Raw genomic sequence first — 17037 nt, 5'->3', positions numbered from 1 at the left:
TTCAGAGCCTGCCTGATCACAAGAATAAGGAGGACCCCACCCTTGGACGTCGGTGCTCGTCTGCAAGCCATCCGTAAGCTCAAAGGTTTGTCCCAGCGCGAACTCGCCAAACGGGCGGGTGTGACCAACAGCACAATCTCGATGATCGAGAAAAACAGTGTCAGCCCCTCCATCAGCTCACTGAAGAAAGTGCTGGGTGGTATTCCGATGTCCCTGGTGGAGTTCTTCTCCCTGGATCTGGAGCAGAACAGCAACACCCCGGTGGTCTACAAGGCAGACGAACTCAGCGACATGTCCAGTGGCTCGATCATCATGAAGCTGATCGGCAAGGACTATCCCAGCCGCGCCATCACCTTGCTCGACGAGACTTATCCTCCGGGCTCCGATACCGGCGACGACATGTATGCCCACGAGGGCGAGGAGACCGGCGTGCTGGTGGAGGGACGCCTGGAGCTGACCGTCGGCGACGAGGTCTTCGTCCTCGAACGCGGTGACAGCTACTATTTCGACAGCACCAAGCCGCACCGTTTTCGCAACCCGTTCGAAGCTCCTGCACGGCTGATCAGCGCGACCACACCAGCAAATTTTTGAACAGCCGGTAGGACCGGCCAGACCAGCTGCGACCTAATGCCGCAAGGCCCGGCAAGGCAGTGCAATTGTTTCGAGCTGACGGGCTTTGCCGTTATACTTGCGCCCGCCCGCGCGGCCCGAGACTGTGATGACTGCTACCGCGCCCGGGTGTGATAAGCCACGATGAGGGTGAAAGGGTGAACCTGATTAAAAAAATGCTGGCAGCCCAAGCTGCCGTGCTGGCCCTGTGGGCTGTAAGCGCTCAGGCCGCGACCAACGATGACGCCATTGCCAAGCGTCTCGAGCCGGTGGGGAAGGTCTGCGTACAGGGTCAGGAATGCGAAGGCGTTGGCGCCGTGGCTTCGGCCGGTGGTGGCGGTGCTCCGCGTTCGGGCGAAGAGATTGTCGGCAAGGTGTGCACCACCTGCCACGGCACTGGTCTGCTGAATGCACCGAAGATTGGTGACAAGGCGGAGTGGGGCAAGCGCGCCAAGGAGCAGGGTGGTATCGATGGCCTGCTGGCCAAGGCGATCTCCGGTTTCAACGCCATGCCGCCGAAAGGCACCTGCGCCGATTGCTCGGATGACGAGCTGAAAGCCGCGATTCACCACATGTCCGGGCTGTAACAGCCGACCTGTGCGAAAAGCCGCCTTCGGGCGGCTTTTTCATGCCTGTGATTTCTTGTATTGGCTTGGGGGAGCTTCCCTGGCCGAATCCGGTCCAAACTCCTGTCGTCGCCCGTGGACGCAATCCAGGAGGAAAGCCCGGTGCAATCCTGCTCACTCGAAGTCGCCGTTGAACAGATGCTGCAGCGTCTGGACGGCGAAGTTCGCCTTGGCCTGCCGCTTGGGTTAGGCAAGCCCAACCGGCTGGCCAACGCACTGTACCGACGCATCCGGGAAAATCCGCGCCGTCGCCTGACGCTCTATACGGCCTTGTCCCTGGGCCGGCCACTTGCGGGCAGCGAACTGCAGCGCCGCTTCCTCGATCCCTTCGTCGAGCGCCTGTATGGCGATTATCCCGAGCTGGACTATCTGCATGACCTGCGCAAGGGCGCGCTCCCGGAGAACATCCGTGTCGAAGAGTTCTACCTGCAGCCGGGCAGCCTGCTGGACAGCGCGCCGGCGCAACAGAACTACATCAGTTGCAACTACAGCCACGTCGCCCGCGATATCAACGCCAAGGGCGTCAACGCCGTCGCTCAGTTGGTGGCGCGCAATCCCGCGCGACCGGGCAAGCTGAGCCTGTCGTGCAACCCGGATATCACCCTTGACCTGTTGCCGATGCTGCGCAAGCGCCGCGAGGCGGGGGAGACCATCCTGGTCGTCGGCGTCGTGCATGATCAGTTGCCGTACATGCCCGGTGATGCGGAGGTGGACGAAGACCTGTTCGATCTGCTGGTCGATGCGCCGGGGGATACCAGCACACTGTTTTCCACACCGAACCTGCCGGTCGGCCTGCAGGACCACTGTATCGGTCTGCATGCCAGTGCGCTGGTGCGCGATGGTGGAACCCTGCAGGTGGGCATCGGTTCGATGGGCGACGCCCTGACCTCGGCACTACTGATCCGTCAGCGTGACAATGCAGGCTACCATGCCCTGCTGGACTGCCTCGACAGCCGCTCGCGCCACGCCGGGCTGATCGAGCGGGACGGCGGCACCGGTGTCTTCACCCTTGGCCTCTACGGTTGCAGTGAAATGCTCGTTCCCGGCCTGCTCGCGCTGGCCGAGGCGGGCGTGCTCGGTCGCCGTGTCGCTGCCCGTGCCGGCGAGCCCAGTGTATGGCTGCACGGCGGTTTCTTCCTCGGCCCGCAGGCGTTTTACCAGCGTCTGCGCGAAATGCCCCTCGAAGAACTGATGGGTATCGGCATGACGGGTATCGGCTTCGTCAACAACCTCTATCGAGATGAGGAGCTCAAGCGCGCGCAGCGCCGCGATGCGCGCTTCATCAACAGTGCCTTCACCGTGACGTTGCTGGGAGCGGGCGTGGCCGACCAGTTGGAAGATGGCCGGGTACTCAGTGGCGTTGGCGGGCAGTACAACTTCGTCGCCCAGGCACATGAGCTGGAGGGCGGGCGTTCGATCCTGATGCTGCGCAGTTGGCGCGAGTCTGAGGGTGAACTGAGCTCCAACATCGTCTGGAGCTACGGGCACACCACGATTCCACGCCATCTGCGCGATATTGTGGTGACGGAGTACGGCATTGCCGACCTGCGCGGAAAGAACGACGCGGAAGTGATCGAGGCGATGCTGTCGATTGCCGATTCGCGATTCCAGGACGAACTGATCGTCCAGGCCAAGGAGGCGGGCAAGTTGCCGGAGGCTTTCGAACTTTCGCCACGCTACCGCGACAACACACCGGAGCGTCTGCGCGAGGCGACGCGCGGGTTGCGCAAATTGCTGCCGGAGTTTCCGCTGGGTTGCGATTTCACCGAAGACGAGCGCGACCTGCTGCGGGCGTTGGGCTGGCTGAAGAGCAAGCTGCGCCTGAGCGAAATTCTCGAGCTGGGCAAGGCGACGCTGGATGCGCCGGCGCCTGCGGCATTCCCCGCGCACTTGCAGCGCATGGGGCTGGGCGCGCCGGATGGGCTGCGCGAGGAGCTGTACCAGCGGCTGATCCTGGCTGGCCTTAAGGCCAGCGCCCGGCAGGATCCATAGGGCGGCTCGCCGATCCCACGGCAGGCTTTAGCGCCGTGCTCCCGCGAAAGGTGCTGCGTTCAGGCATGAAAAAAGGCGGGTCCTGTCGGTGCCCGCCTTCTGTGTGGTGCGGTGGATCAGTCTTCGAGGAACTCGACCTGACCGTTGGCCAGGGACTTCACCCGCGCCAGGGATTCCACGCGGTAGCCCTCGCTTTCCAGCAGGGAGCGGCCTTCCTGGAACGACTTCTCGATGACGATGCCCAGGCCGGCAATGGATGCGCCTGCCTGCTGGATCAGGTCGATCAGCGCCTTGGCGGCATGGCCGTTGGCGAGGAAGTCGTCCACTACCAGCACATGATCGGCAGCGGTCAGGTGCTTGGCGGAGATGGCGATGGTGCTTTCGGTCTGCTTGGTGAAAGAGAACACCTTGGAGATCAGCAGGTCATTCTTCAGCGTCAGCGACTGGAACTTGCGGGCGAAGATCACCGGAATACCCAGCTCCAGGCCAGCCATGACCGCCGGGGCGATGCCCGAGGCTTCGATGGTGACGATCTTGGTAATCCCCTGGTTCTTGAAGCGTTCGGCGAATTCATGGCCGATCTGCTTCATCAGCGCCGGGTCGATCTGATGGTTGAGGAAGGCGTCTACCTTGAGGACCTGTTCGGAAAGAACAATGCCTTCGCTGCGAATTTTGTCTTTGAGGGTGTTCAATTTGGGTGCTTCCGGAGCGGCTGCCGCTGATGAAGCGCGTAATTCTACCTTGCCAGCGGGGTTCTGCGCGACGTTCCGACAAATGCGAATGCTGATCGGGTAGACAGCTTTATGCCGGGTGCGGTGCCGCGCTTCATTGCCGGGCGGAATTATCCGCGGTCCGGCCTTCACGCGGCTACCAGGCGGACGTCCATCACTCCTGCAAGGCTTGTCGTCAGCGCTTGAGCATTGCCCGGATATCGGCCAGCGCGGAGTTGCCCTTGGCTACCTTGACCTCCACCGGCGCGTCCTCCTGGCCTTCCCAGACAAGGTCCTCGGGAGGCAACTCGTCAAGGAAGCGGCTCGGCGAGCAGTCGATGATCTCGCCGTACTGTTTGCGCTTGGCGGCGAAGGTCATGGCCAGGTTCTTCTTCGCCCGGGTGATCCCGACGTAGGCCAGGCGCCGCTCTTCCTCGATGGTGTCGGCCTCGATGCTGGAGCGGTGCGGGAGGATTTCCTCCTCGACGCCGAGGATGAAGACATAGGGGAATTCCAGGCCCTTGGACGCATGCAGGGTCATCATCTGCACGCCTTCGGCGCCTTCCTCTTCCTCCTGCTGGCGTTCGAGCATGTCGCGCAGCACCAGCTTGGCGATGGCCTGCTCGATGGTCATGTCGCCTTCTTCGTCACGCTCCAGGGTGTTCTTCAGCGCGTCGATGAGGAACCAGACGTTGCCCATGCGGAAGTCGGCGACCTTATCGCTGGAGGCGTTCTGCCGCAGCCAGTTCTCGTAGTCGATGTCCATCACCATGCTGCGCAGGGCCCCGATCGGGTCATTGCCTGCGCACTGTTCGCGAACCTTGTCGATGAAGCGCTTGAAGCGTTGCAGGCGCTCGACGTAGCGCGCGTCGAGATGTTCGGCAAGGCCGATTTCCTCGATGGCGTTGAACATCGAGGAGCCGCGTTCGGTGGCGTAGTTGCCGAGCTTTTCCAGGGTGGCGGAGCCGATTTCCCGGCGCGGCACATTGATCACGCGGAGAAAGGCGTTGTCGTCGTCCGGGTTCACCAGCAGGCGGAAATAGGACATCAGGTCTTTCACCTCCTGGCGCCCGAAGAAGCTGGTGCCGCCCGACAGGCGATAGGGAATCTGGTGGTGCTGCAGCTTCAGTTCGATCAGCTTCGCCTGGTAGTTGCCACGGTAGAGGATGGCGAACTCGCTGTAGGGACGCTGGGTCTTCAGGTGAATGGTGAGGATTTCCATTGCCACCCGCTCGGCTTCGGCCTCTTCGTTGCGGCAGCGGATGACCCGGATCGGGTCGCCTTCGCCCATCTCGCTCCACAGTTGCTTCTCGAACACGTGGGGGTTGTTGGCGATGAGGATGTTGGCGCATTTGAGGATGCGGCTGGTGGAGCGGTAGTTCTGCTCCAGCATCACTACCTTCAGCGAAGGGAAGTCGTCCTTCAACTGCATCAGGTTTTCCGGCCGCGCGCCGCGCCAGGCGTAGATCGACTGGTCATCGTCGCCTACCACGGTGAAATGCGCCCGCTGCTGTACCAGCATCTTCACCAGCAGGTACTGGCTGGCGTTGGTGTCCTGGTATTCGTCCACCAGCATGTAGCGCACGCGGTTGCGCCACTTCTCGAGGATCTCCGGGTGTTCCTGGAACAGCTTCACCGGCTGCAGGATCAGGTCGTCAAAGTCCACCGCGTTGTAGGCACGCAGGGTGCGCTGATAGTGCAGGTAGACCATCGCGGCGGTCTGTTCCCTGGGGTTGCGCGCCTTTTCCAGCGCTTCCTCCGGCAGGATCAGGTCGTTCTTCCAGCCGCCGATCAGGTTCTTGATCTCGTCCAGACCGTCATCGCCGGAATACTCCTTCTGCATGATGTCGGTCATCAGCGCCTTCACGTCGCTCTCGTCGAAGATCGAGAAGCCGGGCTTGTAGCCCAGGGCCGCGTGCTCCTTGCGGATGATGTTCAGGCCCAGGTTGTGGAAGGTGGAGACCGTCAGCCCCTTGCCTTCGCCGGGGCGCAGCAGAGTGCTGACGCGTTCCTTCATCTCGCGGGCGGCCTTGTTGGTGAAGGTCACGGCGACGATGTACTGGGCACGGATACCGCACTGCTGTATCAGGTAGGCGATCTTGCGGGTGATCACGCTGGTTTTGCCGGAGCCGGCGCCGGCCAGCACGAGGAGCGGGCCGCCGACGTAGTTCACGGCTTCTTGCTGCCGGGGATTGAGTCGGGACATGGAAGGCGGGGGAGTCTGTGGCGAAGCGGGCGCGTATTCTAGCAGGCCGCGCCAGCCATAGGGGCGGCGGCGGAAAAGCGGCGATCTGTGACACGATCGTACTTCTCTGTTTTGGATAAAACCGCACATGTATTAGGCTTGTGACAGCATTACTTGAAGAAAACTCTTAAGAGTTTCTCTGAAGTTTCGTCCATACCCGGGGACCCGGATATGGCAGGGCTTCAAAACCGGGAGGATCGGGCGAAGGGACAGTCGCCGGTTTCTCCCCTTTTGCATGGACATGGGGGTCGCTTGGCAGCGTCGGTCGAACCAACGCGCCTGCTCCTGCTGGCGGAAGCGCCGCAGTGGGCCCAGCTACTGCGCGGGCATCTGGCCGCGTTGGGGCAGAGCTATTCCCTGATAACCGCGCCCTCCTGGCAGGCCGCCAGCAGTCTGTTCGACGAGGATCAGGTCGGCCTCGTGCTGGCTACGCCCGGCAAGCTGCCGTCCTCCCACCAATGCCACCTGCCGCTGGTCCTGCTGTTGGAGCGCGAGCCCGAAGAGGATCCGGTCGGCGTATCCGACTGGCTGGTGGCTGAAACCCTGAGCGTCGAAGTCCTGCGCCGTTGCCTGCGCTATGTGCGCGAACGCAGTTCGCTGCAGGATACCTTGCAGAGCCTGGCCGAACAGGACCCGTTGACCGGCATCGCCAACCGCCAGGGCTTCCAGACGCTGCTCGCCGCGTGCCTGAGCGAATCCGATGGCCGTGGCCTGGCGCTGGGGCATCTCGATCTGGACAACTTCCGCCACGTCAACGACGCCCTTGGCCACCAGGCCGGCGACCGCCTGATCCTGCAAGTGGTCGGGCGGCTCAAGGCGCAGTTGGACAACGGCGATCACATCGCCCGCCTGGGCAGCGATGAATTCGCGCTGCTGCTGGATACCCGGCGCGACCCGGGCAGGGTCGAGAAGATTGCCGAACGCATCGTCGAAACCCTCGGCGAGCCCTATTGGGTCGAGGGTGAAAGCCTGTTGATGGGTTGCAGCCTGGGCATGGCCCATGCCCGCGCCGGCGACAGCGCCGACCCGCTGATGTGGCACGCGCACATCGCCATGCAGCAGGCCAAGGCCCGTCAGGGTTGCACCTTCCATGTGTTCGACGAGCGCATCAACCGTGGAGCGCGCAGCCTCGCCGATCTGGAAAGCGAACTACGCCGCGCGCTGCGCCGCGACGAGCTGGAGCTTCACTACCAGCCGCGCCTGGACCTGCACGATGGCCGCATCGTCGGTCTGGAGGCCCTGGTGCGCTGGCGCCATCCCGAGCGTGGCCTGCTGACGCCGGGTGACTTCGTGCCGCTGGCCGAGGAAAGCGGGCTGATCGTGCCGCTGGGCTACTGGGTGATCTCCCGCGCGCTGCGCGACATGCAGTGGCTGCGCGGTCGCGGCCTGCCGGCGTTGCACATGGCGATCAACCTGTCGTTCCGCCAGTTCCAGGACAGCCAGTTGCTGCCAACCCTCGAACGCCTGATCCGCGAGCGCGGCGTGGACGCCCAGTGGCTGGAGTTCGAGCTGACCGAGACCGCCGTGATGCGTCGCAGCGACCAGGTGCTGCAGACCATGCAGGCCCTCGGCCGGCTGGGCGTGCGCTTCTCGCTGGATGATTTCGGCACTGGTTTTTCGTCCTTCGTGCACCTCAACAGTTTGCCGATCACGCTGCTGAAAATCGACAAGAGCTTCGTCGGCGGCATGCACGAGCGTCCGGAAAACATGCAGTTGGTGCGGGCGATGATCAACCTGGCGCACAACCTCAACCTCGAAGTGGTCGCTGAGGGTGTAGAGACCATCGAGCAGCAGAACCAATTGAGCCAGTTCGGCTGCGACCAGGTACAGGGTTACTGGATCAGCCGGCCCCTGCCGCTTCCCGAGCTGGCGCGGTTCCTTGTCTTCGGCGGCAACCGCGCGCTTCGCCTGCAGGACTCGATCAACAGCTAGCAGGCACCGAGCGCAGCGCCCTGCTCCCGGGGGCGGATCAGCCGCGCGGTCTTCGCTTCGAACGCCAGGGTCAGGCCGATGGCGGCGCAGGCCAGGCCGGATGCCAGGCCCCACCAGACACCGCTCGGCCCCCAGCCGAGCGGGAAGGTCAGCAGCAGTGCCATCGGAACTCCCACCAGCCAGTAGCCGGCCAGGCCGACCAGGAACGTCGTGCGGGCGTCCTTCAGGCCGCGGATGGCGCCCATTGCGATGGTCTGTGTGCCGTCGAACAGCTCGAACCAGGCGGCGATGGCGAGCAGGCCAACGGCGAGCTTCACCACCTCCTGGTTGGCCGGGTCGTTGCGATCGAGGAACATACCCACCACCAGCTCCGGCGCCAGCCAGAAGAGCGCGGCGAAGGCGAACATGCAACTGGCACCGAAACCGATGCCGAGCCTGCCTGCGCGGCGCGCTTCGACCAGCCGGCCTGCCCCGTAGTGCTGGCCGATGCGGAAGGTCACCGCGTAGGAGATGCCCACCGGCACCATGAAGGCCACGTACACTGACTGGATCGCGATCTGGTGCGCGGCCAGTGCGGTGCTGCCGATAGCACCCATGCACAGCGCGGCGACGGTGAACATCCCGGACTCGACGGCATAAGTGCCGCCGATCGAAACCCCCAACCGCAACGACTCGCCGATCACCTTGAGGTTCGGCCTGGCCAGCCCGCGCAGCAGCGGGTAGGCCTCGTAGGCCGGGTGCCAGCGCAGGTACAGCGCGAGAATCACTGGCAACGTGTTCATCACCACCGCCGTCACCAGGCCGATGCCCGCCAGCCCCAGGCGTGGCAGGCCGAACATTCCCTCGATGAAGGCGTAGTTGAGGGCGAAGTTGGCCAGCGCGCCGATCACGCTGATGGCCATCACCGGCCCGGTGCGTTCGATCGCGCTGGTGAAGCCGCGCAGCACCATGAACATCATGTAGCCGGGCAGGGCGAAAACGATGCTGCGCAGAAAACTCATGGTGCCGGCGACAGTCTTCGGGGCTTGCCCGAAGGCGAGCAGGATGGAGCCGAGGTTCCACAGCAGCAGCCCCGCCGCCAGTGACAGCGCGAAGCCGATCCAAAGGCCCGCCTGGGTCGCCTGGACTACGCCAGCCACATCCTTCGCGCCGTAGCGGATGGCGACCAGGTTGCCGGTGGCCGCCACTACGCCGACGCAGAACATCGACACGAACGCATAACTGGATGCGCCGAGCCCGCCGGCAGCCAGAGCCTCGGGGCCGAGCTTGCCCATCATCACGGTATCGGTGAACACCATTGCCACATAGGCCAGTTGGGCGGCGATCAACGGGCCGGCCAGGCGGAGTATGGCGATGAGTTCGTCACGGTAGAGGCGTTTCATGAGTCAGGCTCAGTCAGCGACGAGCCGCTGGCGGGCCTGTCGAATGGAAAGTCCCTCATTTTCAGGCGCCCAGGTAGTGGGCACAAAAGGAAAAAAACGATGCTATCCATGAGTCATACTCATGCCTTGGATATTCGGAGCCGACCATGAATCGCCAGTTGCCGCCGCTGTATGCCTTGCGCGCCTTCGAGGCCGCCGCCCGGCATTCATCTTTCACTCGTGCCGCCGAGGAACTGGCGATCACCCAGAGCGCGGTGAGCCGGCATATTCGTACGTTGGAGGAACACTTCGCCTGCCGCCTGTTCCAGCGCCGGGGCCGGCAACTGGAGCTGACCGAGCCGGCGCGCATGCTGCTGCCTGGCCTGCGCGATGGTTTCGACGCACTTGAGCGCGCCTGTTCAAGCCTGCGCGCGGAGGAAGGCGTGCTGCGCCTGAAGGCGCCCTCCACCCTGACCATGCGCTGGCTGCTGGCGCGCCTGAGCAACTTCCGCATGCAGAACAGCGATGTCGAGGTGCAACTGACCAGTGCCTGGATGGATGTGGACCGCGTGGACTTTCTCAACGAGCCGTTCGACTGCGCAGTGCTGCTTGGCGCGGGGCACTTTCCGCCGGATTGGGAGGCCGTTTTGCTGTTTCCCGAGTGGCTGATTCCGGTGGGCTCCCCGGCCTTGCTCGATGACGGTCCGTGGGATGCCGAGCGGCTGGCTGGCGCCGAACTGCTGCATCCGACGCCGGATCGCCGCGACTGGCGCCGCTGGCTTCAGCGCATGGGCCTGAGCGAACGGGTCTCGCTCAAGGGCGGGCAGGTCTTCGATACCCTGGAACTGGGTATCGTTGCCGCCACGCGGGGCTATGGCGTGTCCATCGGCGACCTGGTGATGGTCGCCGAAGACGCCAACCTGGGGCGACTGGCTCTGCCCTGGCCAAGTGCGGTGGCCAGCGGTGAAAGTTATTACCTTGTCTGGCCGAGGGCCAGGCGCAATCAGGAGCGCTTGCACCGCCTGCGGGATTTCCTGCTGAGCGAAGTTCAGGCCATGCAGTTGCCGCAAGTTGAGCTGCTCGAATGAACCTTTGCATCGGCGACTGTCATCCGCCGCTGCAATCATCGGTCGAGACCTGGTTGCGCATCTCATGGCGGACACCGTGGAAGTCTCCGGTGGCCGGCACGGTCCCGCATTACCGCGGAGTGTCGGCGATGGAGATGACACGGGTGAGGTCGGGTTCCCCTTGGGTGGTGCAGGCCGCGCGATACGCGCCTGCTGCATTCGCCTGTTCATCAAGGTTGTCGGGCAGTCACCGTGGGCGCTGCTGACGCTGGCATATCGGCTGCTGTACAGCTCGCAGCTCTGCTTTCCGATATCGCCGCGCAAATGGGTTACCAGCCCCAGGCTGCCCTCACCAAGACGCTCGAGGAAACCTGCGGCGAGGCCCCCGGGGCGCATGCGCCGTCCCGTGAGCTAGACCAGGCGTATCTGCCGGCCACGGGTTTGCCGCGCATGGGCACGTTCTGGCGCATGCGCGACGTTCAGGGTCGCAACGGTCGCAGAGCTGAAACACAGCTTTGCTAGGGTTTTAGCTGGCCTAGTCCAGGGAGGGTCCGCACAAGGGCTTTCCCAACCCTACAGACCACCTCGGGGGAATCCCATGAAACCCATGCGCACCCTTCTTGCCGGCCTGCTTCTTTGCGGCCTCGCCAGCACCGCCCTCGCCGCCACCGAGCTGAAACACTGGCCGGAGCCCGCGGCCAAGCAGCTCGACGCCCTGATTGCCGCCAACGCCAACAAGGGCGCGTTCGCGGTCTTCGACATGGACAACACCAGCTATCGCTACGACCTCGAAGAGTCGCTGCTGCCATTCCTGGAAATGAAGGGTGTCCTCACGCGCGAGAAGCTCGACCCGTCGCTCAAACTGATCCCGTTCAAGGACGTGGCCGGCCACAAGGAAAGCCTCAACAGTTACTACTACCGGCTGTGCGAGATCGACGACCTGGTCTGCTACCCGTGGGTCGCCCAGGTGTTCTCCGGCTTCACCCTCAAGGAGCTGAAGGGCTACGTCGACGAACTGATGGCCTACGGCAAGCCGATTCCCAGCACCTATTACGACGGCGACGCGCTAAAGACCATCGAGATCAACCCGCCGAAGGTCTTCACCGGCCAGACCGAGCTGTACAACAAGCTGATGGAGAACGGCATCGAGGTCTACGTGATGACTGCGGCCCATGAGGAACTGGTGCGCATGGTCGCCTCCGATCCCAAGTACGGCTACAACGTGAAGCCGGAGAACGTCATCGGTGTCACCACCCTGCTGAAGGATCGCAAGACCGGCGCGCTGACCACCGCGCGCAAGCAGATCGCCGACGGCAAGTACGATCCCAAGGCCAACATGGACCTGGAGATCACGCCCTACCTGTGGACGCCGGCCACCTGGATGGCCGGCAAGCAGGCCGCGATCCTCACCTACATCGACCAGTGGAAGCGCCCGATCCTGGTCGGTGGCGACACCCCGAGCAGCGACGGCTACATGCTGTTCAATGGCACCGCCGAGAATGGCATCCACCTGTGGATCAACCGCAAGCCCAAGTACATGGACCAGCTCAACGGCATGATCAAGAAGAACGCCGAAGCGCAGGCCAGGCTCGGGCAGCCGGTTACGGCGGACAAGAACTGGGTGATCGTCAAACCCGAAGAGATCCAGTAAACCGAAACGAAAGAGGCCGGCATTCGCCGGCCTCTTCGTATGGAGTGGGTAGTTCACCAACTGCCATAGGGAATGCCGTGTTTGTCGATGTAGGCTTTGGCCGATGGCTCAAGTGGTAGTGCGTACTGTCCACCAGTTTTCCCCTGAGATGGCCCCTTGGGCTCGACTTCTGCCTGGGCATGCAGAATCTCGATGCTTTCGCCGCAGGTGCTTCTTACCCAGGCGCGTACTGTTCCGCCGGGAGCAAGGCCGACGGCCAGGAACTCTCGATAGGCACTAGCGGGGCAAGGTGGATCGAGCTTTTCGACCATCAGTTGGCGCGCACGCTCGGGAATCTCCAGGGTGATGCGATAGGTCTGGGGTTCTGCCAATGATTGCCAGCGCACGAAGATGCGTTGGGGTAGGTCTGCATCGTTCACATTCCGGCCAGCCCCCCAGCCGCTACGCCACACTTCGGGGCGACCACTGCCGTCATCTGGCACGTGTACTTCTACGACGCCACCACCCATGCGGGGGAACGCGTGTCCCCTGATGTCCTCCACATCCGCCGTTTCTACCCACACTTCCATGTAGTCCGGAGCGAGGAAGCCCAGCCGCCAGTAGGGATACGGCAGGCTGCCGGGGCCTTTGCCGGCATGGGCGCAGCCGCCCAGCAGGGCGAGGCACAGGAGCATTGCAAGGCGTTTCATCAGGCGTCCTTCCTGAGTGGCTGATCCGAATAACGGGCACGGCTGCCGTCGGCAGGCCGGTTGGGAAATACCACATCGGAGCGGCTTCCGCCTGCGCCGGCCACCGCATTCCAGTTCGAGGACTGGTGAATGTAGCGTTGCCGAAGCAGGCGCTCTTGTTCATTCGAGAGCTTTCCAGTCCCACGTCTGGCCCAGTCGACCAGAGTTATAGAAATGACCTCCAACTCATCCGGAAGGGACAATTCCTCTGTGGTTGGAACGTCTTTCAGGGGCACGCCCGCATCCCGCGCCAGAGCATGCATGACCCGCAGGTACACCCGGGAAAGATGTCCGTATACCGTTCGCCGCATCAGCGGTGCGGCCAGCACGTATTTCATGCCATCGCGGCGGTCGCCCCGGTAGGGCGCGAAGTGTTCCCAGGCATCGGTGACGAGCCGGGCCCTGGCATCCAGGGGGGCGAGCAGGTCGGCGTACTGCAGGCGCTCGGTGGCCTGCTGCGCCATGCGGTAGGCGGTGGTTCGCTGGAAGGGCGTATCCCGGCTGACCAGGTCGCAGAATGGCCGGGCCAGGTACAGGCATTCCTCCATTTCCGGCGGGTAGCCGCCGCCGATGTCGGAGTGCGCGCCGGGCAGGCTGAGTTCGAGGAATGGCGCGCTGACGCGGCTGAGAGGGAAGTTGTAGCGATGCTCGTCACGGGCGGTGAGATGAACCACCTGCGTGGCGCAGCCCGGGGGCAGGTACAGCTCGACATCGCCGTTCAGGGCATCGCCCGGCAGGCCCCAATCGCCCAGGCCGCCGACCGAGAGCACGGTGTCGAACAGGCCGATAAAGGGAATGCTGACGCTGCTGTCCAGTGTGAAGTCCGCGGTGAACGCCTTGCGGTTCTGGTTCAGCAGCGACCCCATTGGCCCTTGTTCTTTCCGGAACACCTGATTGACGAAGTGCCGGGCCGCGGCGGCGCCGCGGCTGAAACCGAAGATGTCGAGTTCCAGCGCCTCGATGACGTGACCGGGATTGCTCATGCTGACTTGCAGTACAGCCTTGGTGATCGCAGTAAAGGATTCTTCGACTTTTGCAATTACTCCTGTATGACCACGTCCGAGAGCCTGCCCGGACATCAGTGAGTCAGGTTGCCCACTGGTTGTTCCTATACCTGTGATGTAGACGCGGGCGGTAGCTTGGGCGCGTTTGGCAATAGGATCGGCACTGTATAGCTGATGTAGCCGCCAAACATTGCTCACATCATTGCCATAGCTACCGTTGGGATCGGTCTGGAAGCGCTTGCAGCGCTCATAAACTCCCTGCGCGGCCTCGTCGTCCAGTTGCAGGGCGGCGGCGCGGCACTGGTTGCCGATCTCGGTGTTGGCGGCGTTGTTGCCGGTGCCGTCGAAACCAATGAACACTCGCAGCCGCAGGCGTTGGCGAGTGTCCTCTTCGAGTTCCTCTTCCTCTTCTTCCTCCTCCCGCGGCTCCTCTGCTTCCTCTCCCGGCTGGGCGGGTGGCGTTGCTGTGGGCGGCATTGGCGCGACTGCCATCGCGCCGGACATGGGCTGCGGCGGTGTGAAGGGGGCGGGATTATGTTGCTGGCCGAAAATCACGGTGCCGGAGCCGCCGATGATCACGCCACCATGATTGATGGTGCTGCCCTGGATGGCCGCCGGGCGGCCATTGATGAGGAGGTTGGGAATGACCTGGGCGTCGATGACGGCCCCACAGCCGCAGGTGTCGCCCAGACGGGCGGCTTGCAGGCCATCGATCAGGATGTCAGCGGAGCCACTCGCGATGGCGGTCGCGCCACAGCGAGGGCATACGGCGGCGTCGGTGATACGGGCGGCGGGTTTGCCGGACATGCGAATCCCCCTTTCTTGACGGAAAGGGAGATGGTGAGCGGGTGGGCCAAAAGACGAATAGTCGGACTGTTCCGAAACGACATTGGTAAAGAGGCCGGCATTCGCCGGCCTTTTTTCATTCAGCGCACCACGTGCAGGAAATGCAGGTGGCGTTCGTACTGGTCGAGGATGTCGCTGATCACGCCATCGCGGCTCCAGCCCATGATGTCGTAGTCCTGCCCGCCTTCCTTGAGATGCACTTCGGCGCGGAAGTATTTGCGGGACTCGCTGGTGTCTTCGGTGTCGCGCATGACGAAGCTGGGTGTGGTAAAGGCGCGCGGGCGGACTTCGTAGATGAAGTCGACCTCGCTGCCATGCCCGACTTCCAGCCGTACCCGGCTGTCGTCGCCGGTCGTCACGTTGACGTCGTAGCCCTGCTTGCGCAGTTCGGCCGCAACGTCCTCGCAGGCGGGCTGCGCCACTTCCTCGATGAAGCGGTTGACGTGGCTGCGCCGCGGGAACATGGCGATGCTGCGCAGGCGGCGCTGCCATCCGTCGCTGCTGCCACCGCGATTGCGCGCGGGCGAGAAGTTCAGCGCCTGGTAGCGGATGCCGCGCTTGGTGGCGTCCAGGTGCAGCGCCTTGAACAGCCCCCAGATCGAGGCAAGGAGGATCACGGCGAATGGCAGGGCGCTGGCGATGGTCGCGGTCTGCAGGGCTTTCAGGCCGTCGGTGAGCAGCAGCGCGACAGCCACCACGCCCATCAGCACCGACCAGAAGATGCGCTGCCACAGCGGCGAGTGGTCGTGGCCGGAGGAGGCGAGCATGTCCACCACCAGGGCGCCGGAGTCCGCCGAGGTGACGAAGAACACCACTACCATCGCCACTGCGATCAGCGAGATCACGCTACCCAGCGGGAAGTGTTCGAGGAAGGCGAACAGTGCCAGTGAGCTGTCCTGGTTCACCACGTCCGCCAGATGCGTGTAGCCGTCCTGGAGGATCATGTGGATGGCGCTGTCGCCGAACACGGTCATCCACAGCAGGGTGAAGCCGGCCGGGACGAACAGCACGCCGCAGACGAACTCGCGGATGGTCCGGCCACGGGAAATACGCGCGATGAACAGCCCGACGAAGGGCGACCAGGACAGCCACCAGCCCCAGTAGAGCAGGGTCCAGCCGCCGATCCAGTCGGTGGGCTCGTAGGCGTAGAGGTTGAAGGTCTTGTTGACGATCTCCGAGAGATACGCGCCAGTGTTCTGCACGTAGGTCTGCAGCAGAAACACGGTGGGACCGAGGACCAGCACGAACAGCAGCAACACCACCGCCAGCCCGAGGTTCAGCTCGGACAGGATGCGGATGCCTCGGTCGAGACCGCTGGCGACCGAGAGTGTGGCGAGGCCGCAGGTCACGGCGATCAGGATCACCTGTACCGTCTGGTTCACCGGCCAGCCGAACAGGAAGTGCAGGCCGCTGTTGATCTGCAGCACGCCATAGCCCAGCGAGGTGGCCACGCCGAATACCGTGCCGATGATCGCGAAGACATCCACCGCATGGCCGATGGGGCCGTAGATGCGTTCGCCGATCAACGGATAGAGCGCGGAGCGCAGCGTCAGTGGCAGGCCGTGACGGAAGCTGAAGAAGGCCAGGATCAGCGCGACGATGGCGTAGATCGCCCACGCGTGCAGGCCCCAGTGGAAGAAGGTCAGCTTCATCGCTTCGCGCGCGGCTTGCACGGTGTTCGGTTCGCCCACGGGCGGGGCGGTGAAGTGCATCACCGGTTCGGCGACGCCGAAGAACATCAGGCCGATGCCCATGCCGGCGGAGAACAGCATGGCGAACCAGGTGGTGTTGCGGTAGTCCGGGCGGCTGTGGTCGGGGCCGAGCTTGATGTCGCCGTAACGGCTGACGGCGAGGAAAACCACGCTGATCAGCACCAGGGCCACGGCGAGGACATAGAACCAACTGGCGTTGGTGATGATCCATTTCTGCACCAGGCCGAACAGTGTCTGGGCCTGGTCTGGCAGCAGCGTCGCGAAGGCGACGAGGGCGAGAATAAGAACGGCGGAAGTGTAGAAAACCGGAGGGTTCAATGTGCTCCGGGGGCGAGTTGGTGTCTCCATCTTGAGCTAGCTCTCCTTTTGATCGGATTGCCACCCTGGGGGCGGAAGACGCAACATCCTAACATAATTCAATAGCTAATCTGACTTGAAGGCTTTGGATCGATAGTTTTTTAGAATGCAGACCCGCATTCGTTGCCGGCACGCGGCAGGTTTAAAGGCCGCGACCGCCCCCCTTCACTGAAGACCAGAGCGCAACCGCCGGCAAA

At 63.4% G+C, this 17037-nt stretch carries 12 protein-coding genes; 6 read left to right on the top strand and 6 right to left on the bottom strand.

From position 1 onward, the window contains the following. Positions 1-42: 42 nt before the first annotated feature. The 3 genes from OU419_RS27655 to OU419_RS27645 all read left to right on the top strand — a co-directional run bounded on the left by OU419_RS27655 (position 43) and on the right by OU419_RS27645 (position 3227). A complete protein-coding gene (locus OU419_RS27655) occupies positions 43-591 on the top strand; it encodes a cupin domain-containing protein (protein ID WP_254475482.1) in 549 nt (182 codons plus the stop codon). Between the two features lie 176 nt (positions 592-767). Beyond that, positions 768-1196: a c-type cytochrome gene (locus OU419_RS27650; RefSeq protein WP_326494064.1), complete on the top strand. Its 429-nt coding sequence runs from the start codon at positions 768-770 to the stop codon at positions 1194-1196. Positions 1197-1373: 177 nt separating this feature from the next. After that, entirely contained in the window at positions 1374-3227 is a 1854-nt protein-coding gene (locus tag OU419_RS27645; protein ID WP_254475569.1) for an acetyl-CoA hydrolase/transferase C-terminal domain-containing protein, read from the top strand. Between the two features lie 116 nt (positions 3228-3343). Here the strand turns inward: OU419_RS27645 and OU419_RS27640 are convergent, their stop codons facing one another. Together OU419_RS27640 and rep are read right to left on the bottom strand one after the other, a co-directional pair. Then, a complete protein-coding gene (locus OU419_RS27640) occupies positions 3344-3919 on the bottom strand; it encodes a xanthine phosphoribosyltransferase (RefSeq protein WP_254475478.1) in 576 nt (191 codons plus the stop codon). Between the two features lie 214 nt (positions 3920-4133). Then, entirely contained in the window at positions 4134-6143 is a 2010-nt protein-coding gene (gene rep / locus OU419_RS27635) for a DNA helicase Rep (protein ID WP_254475476.1), read from the bottom strand. Between the two features lie 291 nt (positions 6144-6434). On the opposite strand from rep, the gene OU419_RS27630 reads away from it, so the two are divergent. Next, positions 6435-8114, top strand: a complete 1680-nt coding sequence (locus OU419_RS27630) for a putative bifunctional diguanylate cyclase/phosphodiesterase (protein WP_254475474.1) — start codon at positions 6435-6437, stop codon at positions 8112-8114. Here OU419_RS27630 and OU419_RS27625 read toward each other — a convergent pair. Next, the gene (locus OU419_RS27625; protein ID WP_254475473.1) at positions 8111-9496 is read right to left on the bottom strand and encodes a NorM family multidrug efflux MATE transporter; all 1386 of its coding nucleotides are present in this window, start codon (positions 9494-9496) and stop codon (positions 8111-8113) included. The two genes, OU419_RS27630 and OU419_RS27625, sit on opposite strands and share 4 nt — an antisense overlap. A 146-nt stretch (positions 9497-9642) precedes the next feature. On the opposite strand from OU419_RS27625, the gene OU419_RS27620 reads away from it, so the two are divergent. After that, on the top strand, positions 9643-10563 hold the full coding sequence (locus tag OU419_RS27620) for a LysR substrate-binding domain-containing protein (protein ID WP_254475471.1): 921 nt from the start codon (positions 9643-9645) through the stop codon (positions 10561-10563). A 586-nt stretch (positions 10564-11149) separates the two neighbouring features. After that, the gene (locus tag OU419_RS27615; protein WP_254475568.1) at positions 11150-12193 is read left to right on the top strand and encodes a haloacid dehalogenase-like hydrolase; all 1044 of its coding nucleotides are present in this window, start codon (positions 11150-11152) and stop codon (positions 12191-12193) included. A 53-nt stretch (positions 12194-12246) separates the two neighbouring features. On the opposite strand, the gene OU419_RS27610 is transcribed toward OU419_RS27615, so the two are convergent. The 3 genes from OU419_RS27610 to betT all read right to left on the bottom strand — a co-directional run bounded on the left by OU419_RS27610 (position 12247) and on the right by betT (position 16831). Then, positions 12247-12882, bottom strand: coding sequence for a DUF2931 family protein (locus tag OU419_RS27610; RefSeq protein ID WP_254475469.1), 636 nt, complete (start codon positions 12880-12882; stop codon positions 12247-12249). Then, positions 12882-14732, bottom strand: coding sequence for a PAAR domain-containing protein (locus OU419_RS27605; RefSeq protein WP_254475467.1), 1851 nt, complete (start codon positions 14730-14732; stop codon positions 12882-12884). Before OU419_RS27605 ends, OU419_RS27610 begins: the two co-directional genes overlap by 1 nt. 119 nt (positions 14733-14851) lie before the next feature. Then, positions 14852-16831: a choline BCCT transporter BetT gene (gene betT / locus OU419_RS27600; RefSeq protein ID WP_254475465.1), complete on the bottom strand. Its 1980-nt coding sequence runs from the start codon at positions 16829-16831 to the stop codon at positions 14852-14854. Positions 16832-17037 lie beyond the last annotated feature (206 nt).

It is taken from the genome of Pseudomonas triclosanedens, assembly GCF_026686735.1.
Taxonomy (GTDB): domain Bacteria; phylum Pseudomonadota; class Gammaproteobacteria; order Pseudomonadales; family Pseudomonadaceae; genus Pseudomonas; species Pseudomonas triclosanedens.
Note: the sequence above shows the minus strand (reverse complement) of the source record. Positions and strands in the feature narration are given on the sequence as shown.